This window comes from Gemmatimonadetes bacterium SCN 70-22 (genome assembly GCA_001724275.1).
Classification (GTDB): domain Bacteria; phylum Gemmatimonadota; class Gemmatimonadetes; order Gemmatimonadales; family Gemmatimonadaceae; genus SCN-70-22.
In genome coordinates, this window is record MEDZ01000029.1 from 56473 (window position 1) to 80125 (window position 23653).

Annotated in this window: 17 protein-coding genes; 5 read left to right on the forward strand and 12 right to left on the reverse strand. The window is 70.6% G+C overall.

Annotated elements, in window-relative coordinates; all coding sequences use genetic code 11:
* Nucleotides 1-208: 208 nt before the first annotated feature.
* The 3 genes from ABS52_14205 to ABS52_14215 are packed head-to-tail and all read right to left on the reverse strand — an operon-like array spanning nucleotide 209 to nucleotide 3293.
* Nucleotides 209-898 (reverse strand): ROK family protein, encoded by a 690-nt coding sequence (locus tag ABS52_14205; protein ID ODT02365.1) that lies wholly within the window; start codon nucleotides 896-898, stop codon nucleotides 209-211.
* Nucleotides 880-2277: a glucose-6-phosphate dehydrogenase gene (locus tag ABS52_14210; protein ID ODT02366.1), complete on the reverse strand. Its 1398-nt coding sequence runs from the start codon at nucleotides 2275-2277 to the stop codon at nucleotides 880-882. The genes ABS52_14205 and ABS52_14210 overlap by 19 nt, the downstream gene beginning before the upstream one ends.
* On the reverse strand, nucleotides 2274-3293 hold the full coding sequence (locus tag ABS52_14215; protein ID ODT02367.1) for a 6-phosphogluconate dehydrogenase (decarboxylating): 1020 nt from the start codon (nucleotides 3291-3293) through the stop codon (nucleotides 2274-2276). Before ABS52_14215 ends, ABS52_14210 begins: the two co-directional genes overlap by 4 nt.
* Nucleotides 3294-3386: 93 nt before the next feature.
* On the opposite strand from ABS52_14215, the gene ABS52_14220 reads away from it, so the two are divergent.
* Nucleotides 3387-4127 carry a 6-phosphogluconolactonase gene (locus ABS52_14220; GenBank protein ID ODT02368.1) on the forward strand — a complete coding sequence of 247 codons (741 nt, stop codon included), beginning with the start codon at nucleotides 3387-3389 and terminating at the stop codon, nucleotides 4125-4127.
* Nucleotides 4120-6585 carry a glucan 1,4-alpha-glucosidase gene (locus ABS52_14225; protein ODT02369.1) on the forward strand — a complete coding sequence of 822 codons (2466 nt, stop codon included), beginning with the start codon at nucleotides 4120-4122 and terminating at the stop codon, nucleotides 6583-6585. The genes ABS52_14220 and ABS52_14225 overlap by 8 nt, the downstream gene beginning before the upstream one ends.
* 19 nt (nucleotides 6586-6604) lie before the next feature.
* Here the strand turns inward: ABS52_14225 and ABS52_14230 are convergent, their stop codons facing one another.
* The gene (locus ABS52_14230) at nucleotides 6605-9904 is read right to left on the reverse strand and encodes a hypothetical protein (GenBank protein ODT02370.1); all 3300 of its coding nucleotides are present in this window, start codon (nucleotides 9902-9904) and stop codon (nucleotides 6605-6607) included.
* Nucleotides 9905-10146: 242 nt separating this feature from the next.
* Here ABS52_14230 and ABS52_14235 point away from each other — a divergent pair, with 242 nt between their 5' ends.
* Nucleotides 10147-11631 (forward strand): hypothetical protein, encoded by a 1485-nt coding sequence (locus tag ABS52_14235; GenBank protein ID ODT02371.1) that lies wholly within the window; start codon nucleotides 10147-10149, stop codon nucleotides 11629-11631.
* Between the two features lie 7 nt (nucleotides 11632-11638).
* On the opposite strand, the gene ABS52_14240 is transcribed toward ABS52_14235, so the two are convergent.
* Both ABS52_14240 and ABS52_14245 read right to left on the reverse strand, forming a co-directional pair.
* Complete coding sequence (locus ABS52_14240) at nucleotides 11639-12199, reverse strand: hypothetical protein (GenBank protein ODT02372.1); 561 nt, start codon at nucleotides 12197-12199, stop codon at nucleotides 11639-11641.
* 200 nt (nucleotides 12200-12399) lie between these two features.
* Complete coding sequence (locus ABS52_14245; GenBank protein ODT02373.1) at nucleotides 12400-12888, reverse strand: hypothetical protein; 489 nt, start codon at nucleotides 12886-12888, stop codon at nucleotides 12400-12402.
* 278 nt (nucleotides 12889-13166) lie between these two features.
* Here ABS52_14245 and ABS52_14250 point away from each other — a divergent pair, with 278 nt between their 5' ends.
* Nucleotides 13167-17156, forward strand: a complete 3990-nt coding sequence (locus ABS52_14250; protein ODT02374.1) for a hypothetical protein — start codon at nucleotides 13167-13169, stop codon at nucleotides 17154-17156.
* 40 nt (nucleotides 17157-17196) lie between these two features.
* Here the strand turns inward: ABS52_14250 and ABS52_14255 are convergent, their stop codons facing one another.
* A complete protein-coding gene (locus ABS52_14255; protein ODT02375.1) occupies nucleotides 17197-17955 on the reverse strand; it encodes a Rossman fold protein, TIGR00730 family in 759 nt (252 codons plus the stop codon).
* A 231-nt stretch (nucleotides 17956-18186) separates the two neighbouring features.
* Here ABS52_14255 and ABS52_14260 point away from each other — a divergent pair, with 231 nt between their 5' ends.
* A complete protein-coding gene (locus ABS52_14260; GenBank protein ODT02376.1) occupies nucleotides 18187-18729 on the forward strand; it encodes a hypothetical protein in 543 nt (180 codons plus the stop codon).
* A gap of 447 nt (nucleotides 18730-19176) precedes the next feature.
* Here ABS52_14260 and ABS52_14265 read toward each other — a convergent pair whose 3' ends face one another.
* From ABS52_14265 to ABS52_14285, 5 genes are all read right to left on the reverse strand, one after another.
* Nucleotides 19177-21183: a hypothetical protein gene (locus ABS52_14265; GenBank protein ID ODT02377.1), complete on the reverse strand. Its 2007-nt coding sequence runs from the start codon at nucleotides 21181-21183 to the stop codon at nucleotides 19177-19179.
* Between the two features lie 225 nt (nucleotides 21184-21408).
* Nucleotides 21409-22227, reverse strand: a complete 819-nt coding sequence (locus tag ABS52_14270) for a hypothetical protein (protein ID ODT02378.1) — start codon at nucleotides 22225-22227, stop codon at nucleotides 21409-21411.
* A gap of 99 nt (nucleotides 22228-22326) precedes the next feature.
* Complete coding sequence (locus tag ABS52_14275) at nucleotides 22327-22725, reverse strand: hypothetical protein (GenBank protein ID ODT02379.1); 399 nt, start codon at nucleotides 22723-22725, stop codon at nucleotides 22327-22329.
* Nucleotides 22722-23006 (reverse strand): hypothetical protein, encoded by a 285-nt coding sequence (locus ABS52_14280; GenBank protein ODT02380.1) that lies wholly within the window; start codon nucleotides 23004-23006, stop codon nucleotides 22722-22724. The genes ABS52_14275 and ABS52_14280 overlap by 4 nt, the downstream gene beginning before the upstream one ends.
* 67 nt (nucleotides 23007-23073) lie before the next feature.
* Entirely contained in the window at nucleotides 23074-23619 is a 546-nt protein-coding gene (locus ABS52_14285; GenBank protein ID ODT02381.1) for a hypothetical protein, read from the reverse strand.
* Nucleotides 23620-23653 lie beyond the last annotated feature (34 nt).

Genomic DNA, 23653 nt, shown 5'->3' on the forward strand with positions numbered 1-23653 from the left:
ACGATGTGCCGAGGATGGGAGGGACGATGGAATCCTTCCGACCCGGCCTGGGTGTCTGCTTGCGGCCGCCCGGCACGCGGCAGCCCTCACCTTGGGGCTCCCGCGACAGGAGGGGGCGACGAGGCTGCGCGAATCCTGGCGGGTCGAGGGCGCCGCTCTGATCCACTAGCGAGCGCCAACAGCTTCGCGTCGCGCCCCCTCCCCGCTTTCAGCCCTGCGGATCCGCGGGCGAACCCGGCCGCTCCCAGAGTCGAAGCCCGCCGGGAAACGCATCGGCGTTCGATCCCAGGCGGGCGTGCGGGGGCAACGCGTGGAGCAGGCGCGCGTTGCCGCCGCCAAGCACCATGCTCTCGCACACCAGCGCGTCGTACATCAGTGTCGCGATCGTGTGGACGTGCCGTTCCCACCGCTTGCGCCCCATGCGCTCGCGTGCCGCGTCGCCCACGTAGTCCTCGTACGTGCCCTTCCGGTACGGCAGGTGCCCCAGCTCCAGCCCGACCGCCTGGCCATTGTCCACCAGCGCCGTCCCGAGGCCGGTCCCCAACCCCAGGAAGAGCATGCGCCCCCCGTTGTAGCTGCCAAGCGCCTGCATCACGGCGTCGTTGACCACACGAACGGGGCCCTCGAAGGCGGCGGCGAAGTCGAACCCGACCCACCCGTCGCCAAGGTTGACCGGCTCGCGCACGATCTCCCCATGCCGCACCGGCGCAGGGACGCCGATCGAGATCGCGTCGAACCGCCAGCGGGCCGTGGCCTCGCGCACCGCCGACACCAGCATCGGCGGAGTGAACGTCGGGCCGGTGTCGAGCTTCACCACTCCGGCGCGGCCGGATGCGCGCACCTTGACGTGCGTCCCGCCGACGTCGAGTACCAGCACCTTCACGCCGGATTGCTCCATCCGCCCACGGCGGCGACGAGCGCGTCGGCGCTCGCCGGTCCCCAGCTCCCCTCGTCGTACAGCTCCGGCGAGTTTGTCCCCACGAGGAGGGGCTGGACCACCTGCCAGGCGGCCTCCACCGCGTCCTGGCGCGCGAAGAGCGTCGCGTCGCCGCGCATGGCATCGCCCAGCAGGCGCTCGTAGGCGTCCATCTCGTCGGCATCGCGCTGCCGCACGACCGACAGCTCGGTCCCCTGCCCGGCCATCCCTTCGCCCGGGCGCTTGGTGCTGGCGCCGAGGGCAATCACCACGTCGGGACCGAGCCGGAAACGGACGTAGTTCCCCATGCTGGGCGCCGCCTCGTGGAACACCACGTGGGGAGGGAGCTTGTACTCCACCACGACCTCGGTCGCGGTGAGCGCCATCGACTTCCCCGCCCGGATGAAGAACGGCACGTCGGCCCATCGCCACGAATCGACGTGCAACACGACGGCGGCGTACGTCGGCACCCGCGAATCGGCCGCCACCCCGGCCTCCTCGCGATATCCCCGGAACTGCCCCAGCACCGCCGCGGCCGGATCCAGCGGGCGAATGCTGCGCAGCACCTTGGCCTGCTCGTCACGCAGCGCCTCGCAGTACGAGCTGCTCGGCGGCTCCATGGCCAGGAAGCCCACCACCTGCAACAGGTGGTTCTGGATGACGTCGCGGACCACGCCGGTCTCCTCGTAGAACTTGCCGCGTCCGTTGACCCCGAACGACTCGGCCATCGTGATCTGCACGCTTTCCACGTACTGCCGGTTCCATGTAGGCTCGAGAAAGGCGTTGGCGAACCTGAAGTAGAGCAGGTTCTGCACCGCCTCCTTGCCCAGGTAGTGATCGATCCGGAAGATCGACGACTCGCCGAAGCGCGCGTGCAGCGTGGCGTTGAGCGCCTTGGCCGAGTCGAGATCCCGGCCGAACGGCTTCTCCAGGACCACGCGCGCGCCCGCGGCGCACGCGGCCCCCGCCAGCCCCTCGACGACCGCGGTGAAGAGCGACGGCGGAATGGCGAGGTAGTGCAGCGGGCGACGCGCATCCCCGAGCGCCACGCGCAGCTGCCGGTAGGTCTCGTCCTCACGATAGTCGCCCTGCACGTACGACAGGGCAGCAGCCAGCGTCGCGAACGCCGGTTCGTCGACCGCATCGACGTGCTGGGTCACGCTCGCGCGCGCCCGCGCCACGAGTTGCTGGCGCGTGAGGGGCGAGCTGGCGACCCCCACCACCGGGACGTGCAGGACACCACGCCGCGCCATGTGGTACAGCGCCGGGAAGATCTTCTTGAACGCGAGGTCGCCGGTGATGCCGAAGAACACCAGGGCATCGGACTCCACGGGTGACCCGTTCGACGAGCTGGCGCTCATGACGCCGGCTTCTCCAGGTGCCCGCCGAACTGGTAGCGCAGCGCGGAGAGGAGGCGGTTCTGGAAGTCGCCCTCGCCGCGCGAGGTGAACCGCTCGAAGAGCGCCGCCGAGAGCACGTGCACCGGCACCGCGAGATCGTTCGCGGCCGCGAGCGACCAGCGCCCCTCGCCCGAGTCGGAGACGCGCCCGCCGAATGCCGCCAGCTGCTTGTCGCCGGCCAGCGCCTGCGCCACGAGATCGAGGAGCCACGAGGGGATCACGCTCCCGCGCCGCCAGAGCTCGGCGATCTCGCCGACGTCGAACTCGTATCGATAGTGCTCGGGGTGGCGCAGCGGCGTCGTCTCGGCGTCGTGCTCGCGAGAATGCATGCCGGCATTGGCGTGCACCAGGAGGTTGAACCCCTCGGCGTACGCCGCCATCATCCCGTACTCGATGGCGTTGTGCACCATCTTCACGAAGTGCCCGGCGCCGGCGGGGCCGCAATGCAGGTACCCCTGGTGCGCCGTCAGCGCGGGATCGTTGGTGCGCCCGGGCGTCGGCGGCGCGGCGTCGGCGCCTGGCGCCAGCGTGACGAACAGCGGCTCGAGGCGGCGCACCACGTCCGTCTCGCCGCCGATCATGAGGCAGTAGCCGCGCTCGAGCCCGAAGACGCCGCCGCTGACCCCGCAATCCACGTAGTGCAGCCCGCGCTCGCGCAGGCGCGCGGAGCGGGCGATGTCGTCCTGGAAGAACGAGTTCCCGCCGTCCACGACCGTATCGCCAGCTGCAAGGAGGGGCACCAGCTCGTCGATCGCGGCGTCGACGACGCCGGCGGGAACCATGAGCCACACCACGCGCGGGGGGGGCAGGGCCGCCACCAGCGCCTGCGCCGTCATCGCGCCGATTGCCCCATCGGCGGCGATCGCCTTCACGGCATCGGCCGACCGGTCGAAGGCCACGCAGCGATGGCCGGCGCGCCGCAGGCGACGGACCATGTTGGCCCCCATCCGGCCGAGTCCCACCATGCCGACATCCATCACGCCCTCCGCGAAGCATGCCTGTTGGACGCAGATGCTTTCTTTGCGTCGTCACCACTGCGCCGGTCGCGCTTCCTCAATGTATGCTTCGTCATGCCAGCGCAACGGATCCGCATCGGAACGCGTGAATCCATTGCGGCGCAGCTGACGGATCAGGTCGCCAGTGATGCGCGCGCGGCCATCGCCGCGCGTGGGCGCTGCTCCCTGGCCATCCCCGGCGGCTCGGTGGCCGAGGTACTCGTCCCGCGCCTGGCGTCGCGCGATCTCCCGTGGGAGCGCGTGCACATCTTCTGGTGCGACGAACGGGGAGTGCCGCTCGACGACCCCGCCTCCAACGCCGGCACCGCGATGCGCCGATGGGCCGGTACGCCCCTGGCACAGGGCGCGCGCGTGCACGTGATGGACGGGGGCGCCGCCGACCTCGAGGCGGCAGCACGGAGCTACGAGCGCGCGCTCGTCGAAGGCGCGGGCGACCCCCCCGTGCTGGACCTGCTGGTGCTCGGCATCGGCGAGGATGGACACGTCGCCTCGCTCTTTCCGGGACACCCGGCATCGGCCGAAGCGCGGCAATGGGTGGTGCCGGTGCACGACGCCAGCAAGGCGCCGGCGCGACGCCTCACGCTCACCATGCCCGTCTTGCTCGGCGCGCGTCACGTCATCCTCGCCGCCTTCGGCGCGTCCAAGGCGGACGTCGTGCGCCGTTCGCTCGAGGGACCGGAGACGCCGTCGCCAGCTGCACACCTCGTGCGCGCGGCCCACCACCTGACGATCATGCTCGACGACGCCGCGGCGCGCGACGTCTCCCCCACACCTCGAGGCGCGGGCCATGAGTGAAGCCGATCGCCTGGCACCCGGATGGCCGGGGCTGGAGCCACGCTGGACCACCAGCGCCAAGAGCGCCGTCGGCACCGCGCTCGGCGACGGGTCGCGCGTGTGGTTCACCGCGAGTCACGGCATCCTGAATGAGCTGTACTATCCCGAGGTGGACACCGCCTGCCTCCGGGACGCCGGCTTCATGATCACGGCCCGGGACGGCTTCTTCTCCGAGGAAAAGCGCGACTGCGACCACGGGGTCGAGTGGCTGGCGCCGGGCGTCCCGGCGTTCCGCCTGCGCAATCGCTGCCGGCAGGGGCGCTACGAGATCGAGAAGCGCGTCTGTACCTCGACCGACTACGATGTGGTGCTGCAGCACGTGCGCTTCACGCCGCTCCATGGCGCGCTCGGCGACTACATCATCACGCTCCTGCTGAGCCCCCACCTGGGCAATCACGGCGCGGGCAACACCGGATGGGTCGGTGCGTCCAAGGGCGAGCGCATCCTGTTCGCCCAGCGCGATGGCCTGGCCCTCGCCGTGGCCTGCTCGCCGGGGTTCGGCAGGTGCACCGCCGGGTTCGCCGGCAGCCTCGATGCCTGGCACGACGTGCGCGCCAACGGGCGCCTCGTCGACTGCTTCGATCGTGCCGAGAACGGCAACATCGCGCTCGCCGCGGAGATCGAGATGCTCGGCGCCGTTGGGGAGTTCACCATCGCCATCGGCTTCGGCCGCGACGCCGAGACGGCCGCGCTGCACGCGCGCGCCTCGCTCCTGCGGAGCTACGACGAGAGCGAGCGCGCGTATGCCGCGCCGTGGCGGGCGTGGCAGGGGCAACTGCTCGCCCTGGACGAGGCACCGCCTGCCCCGGCGGGCGCCGCGCCGGCGGGCGGAACCGACAGCGGCGCCGCGCCGCGCCCGTTGTACCGCGCCAGCACGGCCGTCATGCGGACGCACATGTCCGTCGCCATGAACGGCGGCGCCATCGCCAGCCTGTCGGTGCCATGGGGGTCGAGCAAGGGCGATGGCGACCTGGGGGGCTATCACCTGGTCTGGCCGCGCGACATGGTGGAGATGGCCGGCGGGCTGCTGGCCGCCGGTGCGCATCGTGAGATGCGCGACATGCTGGGCTTCCTGGCCGTGTCGCAGGAGCCGGACGGGCACTGGCCGCAGAACATGTGGCTCAACGGCACCCCGTACTGGCACGGCGTGCAGCTGGACGAAGCCGCCTTCCCCATCCTGCTGGTGGACGGCGCGCGGCGCGCCGACGCCATCTGGGCCCGGGACGTGGCACGCTTCTGGGGCATGGTGCGCCGCGCCGCCTGCTTCGTCGCGATGCACGGCCCGGCCACCGACCAGGATCGCTGGGAGGAGGATGCCGGCTACTCCCCCTTCACGCTGGCCGTGACGATCGCCGCCTTGCTGGCCGCGGCCGAGCTGGCGGACGCGGCCGGCGAGCCGCTGCTGGCGGCCTACCTGCGCGACACCGCCGATGACTGGAATGCCGACATCGAGCGCTGGAGCTACGTCGAGGACACGCCGCTGAGCCGATCGTTAGGCGTGCAGGGCTACTACATTCGCATCGGCAACGCCAGGGGCGACGAAGAGGGATCGCCCACGCGCGGGGCCACGCCGGTCAAGAACCGGGCGGCCGGCCATGCCGAGATCGCGACCTATGCGATGGTCAGTGCCGACGCCCTGGCGCTGGTCCGGTTCGGCTTGCGCGATGCGCACGACCGCCGCGTGACCGACACCGTGCGCGTGATCGACGCGCTCCTGCGCGAGGAGACGGCCACGGGCCCCGCGTGGAAGCGCTACAACGAGGACGGCTACGGCGAGCACGAGGACGGAAGCCCGTTCGACGGGACGGGGGTCGGGCGTGGCTGGCCGTTGCTGGCCGGCGAGCGCGCGCACTACGAGCTGGCGGCCGGGCGCGTGGACGAGGCCGCGCGGCTGGCGGCGGTGATGCGCGCACAGACGAGTCCCGGCGGCATGCTCCCCGAGCAGGTGTGGGACGCCCCCGACGTCGCACCACTCGAGCTGCGCAACGGGCATCCCACCGGCTCGGCGATGCCGCTGGTGTGGGCGCACGCCGAGTACGTGAAGCTGCTGCGCTCGTTGCGCGAGGGGCGGGTCCATGACTGCCCCCCGCAGGCGAGGGCACGCTACGTCGAGCGGGCGAACGTCCCGCGCGTCACCGGCTGGCGCGTCACGCGACGGGTGTCCCGGCTGCGTGCCGGGAGCGCGCTGCGCATCGACGCGCCGGAGCCGGTGCGCGTCCGCTGGACCGCCGATGCCTGGGCGACCTGTGCCGACGCCGAGTCGCAGGTCATCGCCCCCTCCGTGCACGTGGCGGAGCTGCCGACACAGCGGCTTGCAGCTGGAGCGGTGGTGGAGTTCGCGCTGTACTGGCCCGGCGGGGATCGGTGGGAGGGGCGCAACTTCTCGGTAACCGTGGAAGGGGCGGCGCCCACGCCGTGAGCGGGGGCGCCGCCCCGGCTCACGGCCGCCGCAGCGCCTCCAGCGCCTCCTTCTCGCGCACCCAGTATGGCTTGGGGAAGGCCCGCGCCGTCGGCCACACGCGATCGAGCGTCATCCCCTCGTACACCTCCCCATCCTTCACCACGTACCGGATGTCCGTCGAGTTCCGGATGTTGTCGAGCGGGTTGGCGTTGAGGACGACGAGGTCGGCGAGCTTGCCCGCCTCGATCGACCCCAGGTCCTTCCCGTAGCCGATCGACTCCGCGCCGTGGATCGTCGCGATGCGCAGCGCCTCCATCGGCGTCATGTCGCCGCTCTGCAGCATCCACAGCTCCCAGTGCGCGCCGATCCCGTCCTGCTGCCCGTGCGACCCCAGCCCCGCGCGCCCGCCGGCCCGCACGATGTCGCGCACCCCGCGGGCGATGGCCGGGAAGTTGTAGTCTTCCTCCACGATGAGCGGGCGGCGGCGCGCCTGGCGCGTGAGGAGCTCGGCGGGGGTGAAGTAGGAGGTCTTGGGATCCTTGTCCAGCTCCGTGCGCGCGCGCCAGTAGCCGTCGCCGGCCGGCGCCCCGTATGCCACCACCAGCGTCGGGGTGTACGTGATGCGCGCATCGGCCAGTACCGTCACCACGTCCTTGTACAGCGGCACCTGCCCGATCGAGTGCTCCAGCGCGGTGTAGCCGTCGATCGCCATGGTGATGTCGGCCTTGAGGTCGGCCGCCCCCTCGTTGGTCGCATTGATCCCCTCGGCAATCGCCGCCTGCAGGATCCACTGCCGCTGGATGCGCCGCGGCTGCAGGTACTGCTTGAGCGAGTTGACTCCCTGCCCCTTGTAGCGGCGCACGACGGCCAGCGCGTCGTCGTACGAGCGGATGGGCGTGTTGTTGCTGGTGAGGGGGAAGCCGGTGGCGTAGATGCGCGATCCCACCATCTCGCCCGCGTCGATCAGCTCGCCCCACGCCACGTTCCAGCGCGTCCCGCTGGGGTTGCGCGTGGTCGTCACGCCGTAGGCCAGGTTCGAGGCGATCGACCACTCCTGGTCCGGCGCCATCTCGCGCCCCGTCTTGGGGTGGGCGTGGACGTCGACCAGCCCGGGGATGATCGTCTTCCCCGTCAGGTCGATGGTGCGTGCACCTGCCGGCGCAACGATGTTGGCCCCGACCTGGGCGATGCGGTTGCCGGTGATGAGGATGTCGCCGCGCTCGAGCACCTCGTCGCCCTTCATCGTCACGATGCGCCCCCCCTGCAGCAGGAGGGTCCCCTGCGGCGTGGCGCGCGGGACCTCGAGCGACACCACCGCGTGCGACGTCCGCCACCGGGCCGGCTCGGCGTGCGCCATCACCGAGTCGATGGCGGCGCGGTAGTAGTGATTGGCGAACGACCAGGTGACCGTGCGCCCGCCGTCGCCGAAGCCGGCGTAGTTGGCCCCCTCCAGCGTGACGCGGCGCAGCGGGACCGACGGCGAGGCGAAGTTGATGGCCAGCCCCTCTCCCCCCGCGTCGGCCAGCGGGAAGGCGTACAGGTCGTCGCGATCGAGCACCAGGGCGTGCTTGCCGTTAGGCGCAACACGCACCGAGATGCCGAGCGCCTGGGTGGTCGTGATGCGGGCATGCGTGCGCTTGTCGGTGCCATCCATGCGCACCGACACCAGCGCCGTCGTCGCCGTGGCGCTGAAGCCGGGGGTGGGGTTGGGGAGCGCCTCGGTGAAGTAGGCGCGCGCCGGCCCCGGGGTGGCGCCCGAGATCCCGGCCACCACCGTGCCACCGGCGCCGAACGGGTTGCCCCCGGCGCCGCCGGGCGCCGTCACCCGGACGGCCGCCCCTCCGGCCGCCGGGACCACGCGGATCTCGGTGATCGCCGCCACCGTCCCCGACCCCAGCCCCGACTCGCGCGGGAGCCAGGTGAAGGCGATCCGGTCGCCCTCCGGGGTCCACATCGGCGACGACACCCACCCGCCGTCCCTCGTCAGCTGCACCGGCGCCCCGGTCCCGTCGCTTCGCGCCTTCCACAGCGCGCCGCCCGCCGAGTCGGACCACGTGACGTACGCCACCCACTCCCCGTCCGGGGAGAAGGCGGGGAAGTATTCCCGCGCGCCCCCCCTCGTCAGGCGCCGCGGCTTCCCGATCGCCTCCCCCTCACGCGCCGCCAGCCACACCTTGCCCAGCGCGGAGAAGGCGAGCCGGCGCCCGTTCGGCGACTCGCCCACGGATTGCAGCTGTGTAATGCGCACGGGCCCGTCGCCCACCGTCAACGGGACGGAGTGACGCTTCGCCATCCCCAGCTCCACGTCCACCGAGAAGGGAATCGTGCTGACGCGCTTCGTCGCCAGCTCCACGCGCTTGATCTTCCCGCCGCCGTAGAAGACCACGGCGCGCGAGTCCGGCGTGAACGCATACCCCGGAAAGACGTCGTTCGGTGCGTAGCCCTCGGCGTCGTCGCGCTGCACCTCGCCCACCAGCCACGTGTCCTCGTGCGTCGCCAGGTCGCGGATGCGCAGCGCCGTCTTCGTCCCGGCGCGCGTGGCGTAGACCAGCCACTTCCCGTCGGGCGACGCGACCGGGCGGAAGGCGCCCCCCGCACCGGCGGTCAGCGCCGTCTCCCGCCCCGCCTCGCGATCGTAGGCCACCAGCTGGTAGGCGCCGAAGTTCTCCCCGCCGTAGCCGCCGCCGTGCGTCGCGGTGTACATCACCGTCCCGTCGGGCGAGAAGGCGACACCCGTGTTCGTGGACTTGCGCGTTGCGGCCGACGGGAACAACTGCACGCCGCTCCCGCCGTTCACGTGGTACATCCAGAGCGGGACGTTGGTGAGGTAGTTCTCGGCCGTGGGATAGGGGCCGAAGCGGCGCACCACGAGGTACTGGCCATCCGGGGTCCACGCCGGCGACGAGAGGGCGTTGTCCACCTCCCGGGTGATCCTGCGCGCCCCGCTCCCGTCGGCGTTCACCACCCAGAGGTTGTCGCCCCCGTCGCGGTCGGAGATGAAGGCCACGCGGCGCCCGTCCGGGGCCCAGCGCGGCATCGCGTCCCACGCCATTCCGCTCGTCAGGCGCGTCGCCTTGCCGCCGGTCATCGGAATGGTGTAGAGGTCGCCCAGGAGGTCGAAGACGATGCGCTGACCGTCAGGGGACACGTCGAGCGAGATCCAGGTCCCCTCGTCGGTCGTGAAGCGGAGGGTCCGCTCGGGTTGCAGCGGGAGCAGGGTGGCGGTGTCGCTCGGGACCGGGGTGGATTGCTGGGCCCCGGCGATGGCGGCAGGGAAGGAGAGCGTCGCCAGGGTCGCGCAGACGGCAACGACGACGGTGGGGCAGCTGGCGCGCATGACGCGATGGCTGCAGCGGCTCGGCATCGGGATCACGGGGTGTCGGGAGGAATGGCGATGCGGCGTGGGCGATGCCCGCGTCACGAAATGTGCGACGACACCGCGGCCGGGGAGAGGGGTGTGGATCTTGCTGCCATGTGCATCCGTGCGCGGGGGAGAGGGTGACCGACCCATCCCCGCCCATCGTGGTATCAATACGTACCAGCCCGTCCCAGCGTGGCCCCCAGAACGCCGATTCCGCCATGATGCGCCTTGCCTGCACCGCCGTCGCTCTCGCGGCCCTCGCCCCGCTCGCCCCCGGCGGCGCCCAAGGGGCGCCACCCGCGCTGCCGCGTGCGCTCCCCACCTTCCCCGAGTCGCTCGCCAGCGCCCCCTGCACACGCACCGTCGGCGGGTCGCAGCTGCAATCGGCGGTCAACCGCGCCAGGGCGGGGATGGTGCTGTGCCTTCGCCCGGGCGAGCACTTCGTCGGCCAGCTCACCCTCCCCCGCCGCGACGACGCCGGGTGGGTGGTGATCCGCACGACCCCGGTGGCCGGTCACCCCGCCCCCGGCGAGCGTGTGCGGCCCTCGCATCAGGGGGCGCTGGCCCACCTGGCGACCACCCTGGGGGGGGCCGGGGCCACGGTGCGCGCCGACCGCGGGGCCCGCGGCTGGTACCTCGCGCTCCTCGACATCACCATCGAGCCCTCCGTCACCGCCATCCTCGGGACGATCGTCAACCTGCCGCGGGGCGCATCGGACATCGTGCTCGACCGCGTCCTGGTCCGTGCCGGGGCGTCCCAGCAGGTGCAACGCTGCGTCGCCCTCAACAGCGCCAACACCGCCATCATCCACTCGTGGCTCGACGAGTGTCACGCCAAGGGGTACGACTCGCAGGCCGTCGTCAGCTGGGAGAGCGATGGCCCCGTCCTGCTCGACAACAACACGCTGGCGGGCGCCGGCGAGAACATCATGCTGGGGGGCGCCGACGCCGCGGAGCCCGGCGTGTCGCCGCAGGACTGGACCATCACGCGGAACCACATCGTCACCCCGGTCGACTGGAAGGGGCGGTGGACCAAGAAGAACCTGTTCGAGACCAAGAATGCGCGCCGCATCCTCGTCGAGCGCAACGTCCTCGACGGGTCGTGGACCGACGGGCAGGTGGGGTTCGCCTTCCTCCTCAAGAGCGCCAACCAGTCGGGGGGGTGCACCTGGTGCTCGGCGAGCGACCTGACCATCAGGCGCAACCTCATCGTGCGCGCCGCCGGCGCCTTCGGCATCACCGGCCGCGAGGGATCCAACGACAAGCGCCTCGACTCGCTCACGCGGCGCGTTCTCATCGCCGAGAACTACGCCGACGGCATCGGGCGCGAGCCGGCGACCGGGGCCCAGCAGCTGGTCGCCGTCATGCAGGGCGTCACCGACCTCGTGATCGAGCGCAACACGCTGGACGGCGTCAACATCAACAACGACCTCATGGTCGCCCCGCCCCGCCCCAGCGCCGTGCGCCTGGTGTTCAGGCGCAACGCGCTGACCCGCGGGCAGTACTCCCTGCACGGCTGCGGCGGCCCCATCGCCAACTGCCTCCCCGGCGGGAGCCTGACCGGGAACGTCTTCGTCGGGAGCGGGGAGGTGCCCCCGGGCAACCGCAGCGCCGCCACGATGGCGGCGGCGATTGCCATGGGAGCCGGCATCTCGCGGGGCGACATCGAGGGCGCGACCCGCGGCGTGGTGGTGCAGCCCTAGTGTCGCCTCATCGCGGCCAGAGCCACCCCATCGCCCCCGCCGTGAGGAGGGCGAAGACCAGCCCGTCGAACATCGACCGCAGCGTCGCCCCCCAGTTCTTCCTCCACCAGATGGACTGCTGCATCAGCCCCAGCGAGTAGCCGGCGAAGGCCGTCGTCCCGGCAAAGCGGAACACGTCGAGGTAGCCTGCGCCCGGGCCAAGCGCGCGGCTCGCGATGTAGGCGGCGAAGAGGCTGACGAGGAGGCTGTAGGCGAACCACTGCGCCAGGTTCTTCCCCATCCCCGGCATCCCCGGCGCGCTCACCGTCATGACGATCACGGGTCCCGTGTTCATCTTCTCGAGGAAGGCCGGATCCTTCAGCCCCGCCATCGATTCCGCCTTCGGGAGGGCGTAGTCGCCCGGCTCGAGGTTGAAGGGGCGCAGCGCCTCCTGCACCGCGGTGTCGTTAGGGACCGCCTTGATGTCGCCGGCGTGGTAGCCCAGCACCATGTGGATGATGGAGCTGACGACGAAGACCAGGACCGCCGAAAGGAGGATGGGAAGCACCAGCGAGGACAGCGGGACCATGAGGGGGCCTCCGGTGTGGGTGAGGGGTGGGACAACGCTACCCCGTCCGGGAGGGGCGTCAAGGTCGCGAGGGGGTGCGGACGCCACCGAGGCGGTGCACCCCTGGGGGATGCACCGCCTCGGTAGGGCTTGACCGGTGGGCCGCACCGCTGGCGCCGCCCACAGCGCCACCTAAAGCGCCGCGCACAGCGCCTGGGCGCCTAACGACTCACGCCGAACCCGGTGGGATTGGCGTGCGCGTCCCAGAAGTGCCCGTTGTCCACCGTCCCCTGGCTCAGGATCACTTCGTACTGGTCCCAGATGCAGTAGCCGCCGTCCGGCAGCGGGGTGCCGTAGGCTCCGCAGGGGGCCGGGGTGCGCACGATCTTGTAGTGCCACACCTCGCCCGACCCCCCCGGCACCTGCCCGTTCCACTCGTTCATGATCCAGGCACCGTCGCCGTCGGGCCAGGCCTTGTTCCATTTCATGACAAGGCGGTCGTTGGCATACGTGGGATCGCCGCGGTACGTCCCGTCGAGGACCTTGTCCACGCCGTCGGCGATTCCGTTGAAGATCCCCGCCACGTCGTTGTAGCCCAGCGCATCGAACCCCGCCGACGGCACGTCGAAGCCGCTCTTGGCGACGCCGGTCGGAAGCCCGGTCGAATGGTCGGCGCACGCCGAAATGGCGAGTGCGGCAGCGGCAAGCATGACGGTGGAGCGAAGTGAACGCATGAATGACCTCCCTGAGGTGTGACCTGGCCGGTCGGCGTCGTGACGACGATGCCGATCCGGAAAATCCCGCGAGGGTCTGACACCCCTTGCGGCTGAACTCGCTGGAAGGGTGCGACCGGAGCGTCTATTCAGCGTCTATGGGCCGGAGACGCGTGCGAGACGCCCCCCTTTCACTGTCCAGCGTCCGCTCACCCCCCTCGTGCGACGCGCCAGCCGTCGCCAAGTTGGAACCGTCTCCTTCTCCCCCCCACCGCATGCCCCCAGGGAGCACGATCCACCTTCGCACCCTCGGTGCGGCGGCGCTGCAACACATCGGCGACGACGGGGCCACCACCACCCTCCTCGACAGCTCCAAGCTTCTCGCCCTCCTCACCTACCTCAACGCCGCCCCCGCGCGCTCGGCCACACGCGACCACCTCGTCCAGCTCCTCTGGTCCGACCTCGACGAGGACGGCGGGCGCCACGCGCTCCGCCACCACCTCTGGCTCCTCAAGCAGAAGCTCGCCGATGTCGTCACCATCGACCGCGGCGAGACGCTGACCCTCCGCGAGCCCATCCCCTGCGACCGCGACGAGCTCATGGCGGCGTCGGCCGAGGGCGACCTGGTCCAGGTCGTGTCGCTGTACCGCGGCGACTTCTTCCCCAATTTTGCAGCCGTGGGGGCCCAGGAGTTCGAGCACTGGTGCGAACGCGAGCGCACCACGCTGCGCTCGGTCTTCGTGCGCAGCGGACAGGTGGTCGTGAAGCAGTGGCTCGACCTGGGGCGCACCCGCGACGCCGTCGCCCTCGCTCGCCGCGTGCGCGACACCGATGCCTTCGACCTCGGCGGGTGGCGCCTCCTCCTCGAGACGCTGGTCGCCGCCCGCGACGTGGTCGGCGCCGCGGTGGAGGTCGATGCCCTCGAGCACTTCGCCCGCGAGGAAGGGGTGAACCTCGACGGCGCCACCCGCGCCGTCGTCGCCAGCGTCAAGCACCCGGCCGCCCCCGCCGTGACGCCCGACGAGCGCGTCGCCCTGCTCGCCACCCGCGAACTGGTGGGCCGCGAGGCCGAATTCGCCGCCCTCGTGCGGCGCTGGGACGAGACGGTGCGCGGACGGCTGCACGGCGTGCACCTGACGGGCCCGGCCGGGATGGGGAAGACGCGGTTGCTGCAGGAGTTCGCGGCCCGGCTCGACTCCATGCGCCGCGACGTGGTGCACGCCCGCGCCGACTGGGCCAGCCGCACCATCGAGTGGTCGTTCGCCAGTGACCTCATCGGGCGGCTGTGCTCCCTCCCCGGCGCCCTCGGCGTCGCTCCGCGCACGGCGAGCGTCCTCGTGGCCCTCGCCCCCGCCGCCGCCGAGGTCTTCAAGGGGGCGAGCGCGACCGCCAACCAGGCCACCGAGACCGTGGCCCGGCGCGGCGCCCTGCGCGAACTCCTCGGCGCCCTGAGCGAGGAGCGCCCGCTGGCGCTCTTGCTCGATGACATGCACTGGTGCGACGGCACCTCGCGCGACGTCCTCTTCTCGGCGCTCGAGGGGCTCGACCGCCATCGCCTGATGGTCGTCGTCGCCGAGCGCGACCAGGTGGCGCGCGGCGTCCCGCGGAGCTTCGCCACCCTCCCGCTGTCGCCGCTCTCGCACCAGTCGGTGACCACCCTCGTCGCCTCCATCGCCCAGCTTCCCGAGGAGCCGTGGGCCGAGTCGCTCTGCGACCGGCTGGCGCGCCAGGTGGGTGGGTCACCGTTGCACCTGCTGGAGACGCTGCAGCTGGCCGTGGAGCGCGGGGCGCTGCGGGTCGTCGATTCCACGTGGGAGCTGGGCGACATGCCGCTGCTCGATGCCCTCCTGGACTCGGGCGAGGCGCTGCGTGCGCGGGTCAACGCCCTCGGCGCCCGGCAGCGCGACTGCGTCCAGCTCCTGGCCTGCGTCGGCGCCCCGCTCCCGCTGGCCATCGTCGCCGAGTGTACCGAGGTGGGCGAGGAAGCGCTGAGCGGGGTGGTGGCGGAGCTGGAACGCAGCGGGATCGTGCGGCTGGCGGAGGGCGGGGTGGAGATCGCCCACGACGAGATCGCCGAGGCCGCGCGGCGCGAGCTGAGCGAGGAAGAGCGGCGCGGGCTGGTGGGGCGGGCCGGCGTGGTGATGGCCCACCGCGGGCGCGACACCGCAACGCTGGCGCGCGCCGCCTCGCTGCTGATGAGCGCAGGGCGGGATGACGACTTGGTGGAGCTGTGCGACCGTTACGTGCGTCGCGCGCGGCGGCTGGGCGACCGGCGATCGGTGGACCGCCTGATCGCTGAGCTCCTCGGCTTGCGGACGGAGCCGCGGGAGCGGCGGGCGCTGGTGGCGCGGCTACCGTGGTGGCGCCGCGTGGGGCTCGACCTGCCGCGGCGGCGCTGGATTGCAGCTGCGGCGGTGGTGGCGAGCGTCGCGGTCGCGGCGGCGGCGGAGCAGCGGATGACGGCAGGGCCGGAGGGGGCGGTGATCAGCGTCGTCACCACCGATTCGGTCGATGCGAGGATCGTAACGGAGTACGTGGTGCCCAACGGGTGGGAGCGATCGGCCGAGCCGCTGGCACTCCAGCGAGTCGGGCGGCCGGTGCGGATCGACGCCAGCGACCTGATCACCGTACGCACTCCGCCGCTCGATTCGCTCCCCATCCTCCTCGCGCGGCACGTCAGGGACTCGGGGCTCACGGACCTCTTCGAGTATCGCCGCGACGGGACGATGCACCGTCTGACCTTCTCGCCGGGCGACGACGTGGAGCCCGTCTGGGCCCCAGACGGCTCGGCGATCGCCTTCGCCACCTCGCGCTGGGATGCGCTCGGGCGGCGCGACGTCGCGCTCCTCGACCGGCGAACGGGGCGCGTGACCCGCGTGACCTCGACCCCGGCGCGCGAGCACAGCGTGCACTGGAGCAACGACGGGACGCGGATCGCCTTCGTGCGAGATGCGGAGGGAGGCAAGGCGGCGAGCCTGTGCGTGGCCGCCGCCGATGGCGAGGACATCGACTGTCATGCGCTCGATCTCCCGGCGACGTACTTGATCGGTTGGACGGGCGATGAGGAGGTGCTGCTGGCGGGGCAGGAGAGCGTGTATCCTGGCGCCTACCGCTACGACCTGCGCGCACGCACATCGACTCGACTCTCCGACGCCAGCGGATCCTATGGACTGGTGCGTGGCGTCGGCATGGTCTGCCTCTGCCTCGATCCTGTCTCGGGCGAGCGCCAGTGGACGCTGCGCCCTCTCTCCCGCGACGGTCGCTTCGTGGAACTCCCCTTCAGCCGGAGCGGCCCCGTCGGCGTCGCAGAGGTCCAGGGCGGACCGAGGGGCGACCGCGCCTGGCTCGAAGCCATCGAGGTGGCCGACACCGTCGTGATTGCAGCTGGGGTCCCGCACCGGGTCGGGGCGTCGGGGCGGCTCGCCAGTGGCGCGAGGAGCGCGCTCCACGCACTCCGGTGGACGAGCGCCGACACATCGGCCGTGGCCGTGACTCCTTCGGGCGAACTGGTGGGCCTCCGTGAGGGAGCGGCCGTTCGCGTCATCGTGTCGGCGGGGGGTTGGCGCACCGCTTCGCTGGTGGCCGTGGTGCGCAGCGTGCCTCCGGCACAGCTGGTCGCGGAGGACTGGCGCGGCGAGGTGGGCGAGCGGTGGCGCCTGTTCGGTGAGCCGTTTCCCGTCGTGAGGCGGCACGCCGATGGCACCCTCGCCCTCTCCAACCACGGCGACTCCGCCTACACCAGCGGCGCCTACTCGCGCCAGCGCTTTCCGTTGGGCGGCGGGCTCGCGCTCCGCGCCCGCCTGGCGAGCCACGTCACCATGACCCAATGGCAGACACAACGCCTCGAGCTGCTTGCGGGCTTCGCCGAGGACCGCCTGGCCGCGTGGGACCACCGCACGATGTACCCGTGGTCCGAGAAGCGCATGGCCGACCCTCGCGCGTCCTGCGAGTTCGAATATCCCACGCCGCTGGAGGGGGACGGATTTCGCGATCGCATGACCGCCGCCGGAATCGTCATTTCCGGCGCACCTCCCCGACTTGGAAGCGGCGACTGGTTCGACGTGATCCTGCAGTGGCTCCCGGACGGACGGTGCGCCGTCATGCTCGACGGGCGACTGCTCAAGGTGAGCCAGTCCATCCAAACCGGTCAGGTGGCGCGCGTCATCACGTGGGGGAGTTCGGTGAACACGGAGATGCTCCTCGGCCCTCTGGAAGTCTGGCGAGGAGTCCTCCCTGAAGTGGCGCGCGCCCTGCGTAGTCCGTAGCCGCGCCGTGCCTTTCGACCGGCACCCGGCGCGCCGTCGCTCACCCTGCAGCTGACGGTGTCCGCACCCTCGGCTCCAGGAACCACCACTTGGGCTTGTCCCCGCGGTGCTCGCGCTCCTGCCACATCGCCACCAGGCGCTCCTGCAGCAACGTCGTCGCCTCCTCGATGCTGTCGGCCACGTAGACGAACGAGAGCTCCTTCTGGCCGATCGTCCCCTCCGCCACCATGCGGTCCAGCTGCGCCAGCATCGGCGCCCAGTAGTCCTTGCCGTACAGGAGGATCGGGAAGTCCTCCAGCTTCCCCGTCTGGATGAGGGTGATCGCCTCGAACAGCTCGTCCAGCGTCCCCGCCCCTCCCGGCATCACCACGAAGCAGATGCTGTACTTGACGAGGAGCACCTTGCGAACGAAGAAGCGGTCGAAGATCAGGCTGATGTCGCAGTAGGGGTTCATCGCCTGCTCGTGCGGGAGGACGATGCCGCACCCGATGCTGCGCGCCCCCACGTCGCGCGCGCCGCGGTTGGCGGCCTCCATGACCCCCGGCCCGCCCCCGGTCATGATCGTGAACCCCACGCGCCCGACGCGTCGCGCCAGCTCACGGCTGGCCTCGTAGTACGGGTGGTCCTCCTTGAAGCGCGCGCTTCCGAAGAAGGTGACGCAGGGTCCCACGAAGTGCAGCCGGCGGAAGCCACGGATGAACTCACCGGCGATGCTCAGGACATTGACGAGCTCGGACCAGCGGGAGCGCGGCCCTTCGAGGAAGCGGAGGTCGATGTGTCGGGGGTGATCGGGAGGCATAGGTGACAGGTTCGGCCCTGGACTGGCGCGCTCCCACGGCCTTGCAGTCGTGCGGGGAGCGCGTGATTGCCGCGGATGACGGACCAGACCGCTGGCGGGTCTCTCAAGATACGGCCGCGCGCGGCACTACGTGGCCACGGGGAGGCGTCCCCGCCGGACTTTCAGCCGGCACCTTGCCGACGCACCCGAGCGCTGCGAGGATCAAGGCTCTCCCTCCATCGAGGTCTTGCCATGCGCCGCACGCTCGCTCCCCTGACCTGCGCCGCGATCGTCGCTGCCGGCGCCCTGATCCCATCGGCCCTCCCTGGCCAGGCGCCGCAGCCCGATCCCAGCATTGCCGCGATGCGCTCCAACTGGGAGTCGGTGGTCCGCAACATCACCGCCGCGGCCGAGGAGTTGTCGGAAGCCGACTATGCCTATCGCCCAGTGGCGACGGTTCGAACGTTCGGTGAGCTGGTCGGCCACGTGGCCGGCTCGCAGAACCTCATGTGCGCCGCCGCGCTCGGCGACAAGCAGCCGGCCGAAGACGCCGTGGAGAAGGCAGCCAAGACCAAGGCCGCGCTCGTGGCAGCGCTCAAGGAGTCGACTGTCTACTGCGCCAAGGCGTACGGGATCCCTGCCGCATCGGCGGCGATGGGAGTCGAACTGTTCGGGATGAAGATGACGCGCGCCGGGGCGCTGGCGCTCAACGCGGTGCACGACGGGGAGCACTACGGGAACATGGTGACGTACATGCGGATGAAGGGGATGGTGCCGCCGTCGAGCAGGCGGTAAAGGCAGCGGTGCACTCCAGCCAGCGTGCCGCCCCATGTGATCTTCTCAAGCGAGGATCACACGGGGCGCGTCGCCCTGAGCTGCTGGCATCCCTCTACATGTCCGGATACTCGGCGACGATGAGGTCCACCTCATGGCGAGATCAGTCGTCCTTCATGCCGTGAACAGCCATGCCGCCCAGGAGTTGTGCATGGACACCATTTCACTTCCGCGCTCACTGGCCGAGGAGCTCATGATCGCCCTCAATCACATGCGCAACCAGCCCTCCGGCGGACAACGGTGGAGGACGACCTATGAGCTGGCCGTCGAACTCAGTCGCGTGCTGAAGGCATCACAGGGCGTCCAGTCGTGATCGGCGCGATCCATCAGCGAGCGTCGCTACACGTGTATTGCAGTCGGCATTTTGCTCGGCGCATCGCCGCGCGACGAAGCGCCCCGACGGCGCACTCATGTCGCGATCACCGGAAGCCCCAGGTCCTGCAGGTAATCGAACGTTCCCTGGTAGAATGAAGGGGCCCGCGTCACATCGTCCCCATCGCCCGGCGGAACGAAGACCACCATCCCCTGTCGCGCACGCGTCAGGAGAACTCGGTAGGCATTGATCTGGTATCGGCGACGGTCTTCCTTGTGGACCCGCGTCCACTGATCGCCCCGGAAGGCGTGATGCGACCAGCCGCCATTCCCTCTCCGCAGGTCGGCATCCCAGCTGACACACGTCCAGTCCAGCTCGAGCCCCTGCACCTGGAATTCCGTCGCAGCGTCCTCGAGAAAGGAAGATGATCGGGTGTCGCTCGGCTCGTCGAGGAAGTAGTGCACCGGGTCGATGCTCACCCGCACGTCTATCGCGTGCGGCTTGAGCCGCTGCGCTTGTGACGACGCGACGATGCCCGCGCGCTCGGACCCTCGTGCCTGCCTGCGCAGCCATCGACGTGCCACGTGCAGGTCGCGCGTGAGGACAATAGGATACCTGGCGCCGAGGGCGCGTAGCAGCTCCCTCGCCGTCCGCACCTCGCCGTCCAGCGCTGCCTTGACGAAGGCGGAGACGTGTTCCGCGCGAAAGGATCGCATCGAGACGGCCAAGTGGAGGTGCGGCTCGAGCCTCACACGCCCGGAGTCGACGAGCGCGGCGAGCTGCTCACCGATCGCGTACTCCGAATCATGCAGGTTGGGCGAGATGTACAACTCCCACCCCGGGAACTCGTCACCTACAGCAGTGAGCCACTCGCCGACCCCCGCCTCACCCGTGTGAATCTCCTGCCCTCCACCCACCAGGCAGACGACGACTGACCAGTCTGGGTGCCGATCCATGTACGACAGCAGGAATGCTGGCTCCGACTGGTTGAAATCGGGTCGCTTCTTCCGACGCCTCATGAAGTCGGAGGTCTTTTCCTTCGTCCAGGCTCGCTGGCTCTCGTCGAAAATGACGACGCGATCAATGGGAGGGCGGGATTCGTCGCGCAGCCCGTCGTCCCGAAAGTGGTGGACGTTCTGGATGAACGCTTTCACCGGCTGCGCAACAACTCCCTTGCGGACACGCTCTCCCCTCGCCTTTCGCCGCTCCAGGTCGTCGCGGGTGAGCGCCTCCCTCAGCACGGCAACGAGCGGACCATTGCCAGAGAGATACACGGCGTGCGTTTCACCTGCATCCCGTCGTTGCGTGGCCACGTTGAGACCGACCAGTGTCTTTCCTGCGCCGGGAACACCCGTGATGAAGACGATGGCCTTCTGGCCAGCTAGTCTCGCCCGATCGATGATCTCTTCCACTCGACGTGAGGTGACACCGATGTTGACGGCGCCAGCATCATTGCGCGAGATCGCCTCGACCGCGTGATTGGCGTAGAGCGCGCGGGCAGCTTGGATGATCGTCGGCGTCGGGCGATATGGTGCACGCCCCCACTCAGCTCCGTCGAGAGTGGGTCCAGCTGCCTGACGTATCGCCTCCAGAACCGCCACCGCAAGCGTATTCGTGTTGCATCGTCTCGGTGGACGCACGCCATCGGCATGGGGTGCGTTCCACTCCGAATCAGCGAACGCAGCCTCCGTGGCCATCAAGATCGGGAAGATGTCGGCGGCGTGGCTCGCTTCATGAAAGTTCTTGAGGTCGAGCGCGTAGTCCCAAGCTTGTTCATAGTCCGCGCGACGATACTCCCGCTCGCCGACCTTGAATTCGATGAGGATGACGGCACGGCCCACGATTGCGACAGCGTCGATACGGCTGCCGAGTCGCGGCACCTCGAACTCGAGGTAGAGCCACCCTCCCAACGAGTCGAGCGCCGTCCGGAGCAACGGCAGTTGGCGATGCCATGCATCCGCCTGTGCCACATCGACGTCGAAAGGACTGGACGACGTGAGGTCACCGATGATCGACCTCGCGCCCTCACTCCGGAACTGTTCGATCGGCGCCGCATACCACGCCGACGGGCGAACGGGAACGCGATTCACTGATGGCGACATGCCTGCATACTGGCGATCGGGGGTGACAGTCCGCCAGGACGAGTCGCACTTCTGCGCTGGCCTCCGTTACCAGTGTCACGCGCGGACGACCGAGACGACAGTGTTGCAGGAGCGGCTCGACCCGCGGAGGGCGAGTTGCCGGATTCCCCAACGCAATCGCATGCGGCCGGCCCCCAGCGCAGCGGACACCTCGGGCTCCAGAGCCTGCGCTCGCGCGTTGCGCCCCTACCCCCCCACCCCAAACCTCCCCCACACCTCCCCCACATCCTCCAGCGTCACCACCCGCCACCCGTCAGCCGCAAACCGCCCCCACTCCTCACCCGTCGGGTACGTGTAGTAGCGCCCCCCCGCCTGCTCGCTCACCGCCAGCGCCTCGCCGCGCAACACGCGCTGCACCGCACTCCCCAGCGCCGCCACCCCCGGCCCATACAGCTGCGCGACGTGCCAGAACAACGACCGCGACCGATCCACCGCGGTCCGCGTCGTCGCCACGATCTCCCCGGTGTCGATGGTCCCGTCCGAGATGTAGTGCACCGTGCACCCGATCTCAGAGTCGCCGTTGGCCAGCGCCCGAAATGTGGCCAGCACGCCGCGATACGCGGGGAGCAGCCCGGAGTGCAGGTTGAGCACCCCCAGCGGCGGAATCGCAAGGACGTGCGACTTGAAGATCGCCCCATACCGAATGGACACGACCAGGTCGGGCCCCTGCGCGCGCACCCAGGCAAGCCCGTCGTCGCTGTTTGGGTGCGGGAGCGGGGTAACGGGGATCCCGCGGCGCGCGGTGAGCTCGCCGAAGGTCAGCGCGCGCGTGCCGTCATCCGGGAGGTTGGCGCGCTCGACCAGGGGGAAGAGGAGCTCGAGCGGGATCGCCTGCTCCGCCAGCCGAAACTCGCGGCGCTCCGGCGGTTCGTCGGCATCGCCGCCCGGCTTGCCGACGCGCTGGGTGAGGGCGATGGAGACGTCATGACCAGCCAGCCACGGGAGGAGGCGGTTGATGGCCAGGCAGCTGAAGACGTCGGCGTTGAGGCAGGCGAGGATGCGCATGCCTCAACGTACGGCTCACTCGCGCCAGGTCGCCATCTGGACCCCGTCCCGGATTGAGCGCCACGCATCGACCCGGGCGCGCGTCCTTCCTGTGTCGCCTCATCCGACCACGCGCACCCCTTCCAGCCTCCCCAGACCGCGATCGAACGTCACCACATCGATTGCGTCGCGAAGGTAGTCGGCATGAATGAGGCGATCGATGAACCCCGGTTGCGACCTCGCGGTGCTGCGCGTCGCCGTATCGGCGAGCACCGCGCGTGCGACTCCGGAGCAACGAACTCGCGCATCGCTCAGGAGTTCGAGCAACGCCCGAACCGCCTCTGCGTGCGGTACGCCATAATGGTGACGCAGCGCGAAGTACGTCTCGCCGACGACGAGATCGGAGACGACGACCGGCGACGGCGATGCCACCACCAGGTCGCGCGCGATCTCGGCCTGTTCCGCGGGTGCCCCCGTGAGAAGCCGAAGCGCTACCGACGTGTCGAGTCCAACACTCACCGACGCGTCTCTCGGCGGCGTGCTCGGGCGACACTCGCGCGCACCGCCTCCATCGAATGGTCTTCCACGGCGCGTCCGTACTTGGCCAGTGCACCGAACCACTCCGGCCGCCATTCCTCCGCCGCCTCGCCCTCGGGGGAGCGCCGCGCCGCACCTTCAGGCGAATCGAGCACGTACCGAACCCCCTCGGCGACCAACTCCCTCACGGTGCGCCCGCGACGGGCAGCCTCGACCTTGAGGCGGCGGTACAGGGCGTCGTCGAAGTCAATGGTGGCTTTCATGAAAGCAAGCTACCCATCTAGCTGGGTCAAATCAACTTCCATCCGCGTCCGTCGGCGCACGCCCCCGTCACTTCCCCCAATTCACCACCGGCAACACCACCCGCCCCGCCGGATTCTCCCGCACGATGTTGATCAACCCCAGCTGTACCCCGCTCAACCGCCGCGTGTAGTTCACGATCCCGACGGTCAGCCCCCGCTGCGTCCCCTGGATGTAGTTCACCGCGCTCACTCCAACCCCGCGCAGCATCCCGTCCTCCACCACCCGCACCGTCGCGCCAGCCAGCATCAACCCGTTCAGGTCACGCCCCCCCACCCCGAGACCGCCCACGGCGACCCCCTCGATGCGCGGCGCCCCCACGCCAAGGCCGGCCAGGGCGACCCACTTCACCGTCCCGCCGCTCCCCACGCCACCGGCGGAGGCGAATATCCCGGTGAGGCCGCCGCCAGATGCAATCCCCGCCCCGGCCACGTGCACCCCGCTGATCCGCCCCCCGGCGCCCGTCCCGATGCCGGCCACCGAGACGCCGCGCAGGTCGCCCCCGCTCCCCAGGCCGACGCCGCCGATCGCGACCCCCTCGAAGTCGCCCCCCACCCCGGCCCCGATGCCCCCCACCAGGAGCCCGCTCCCACCCCCGCCAGCCGCAACC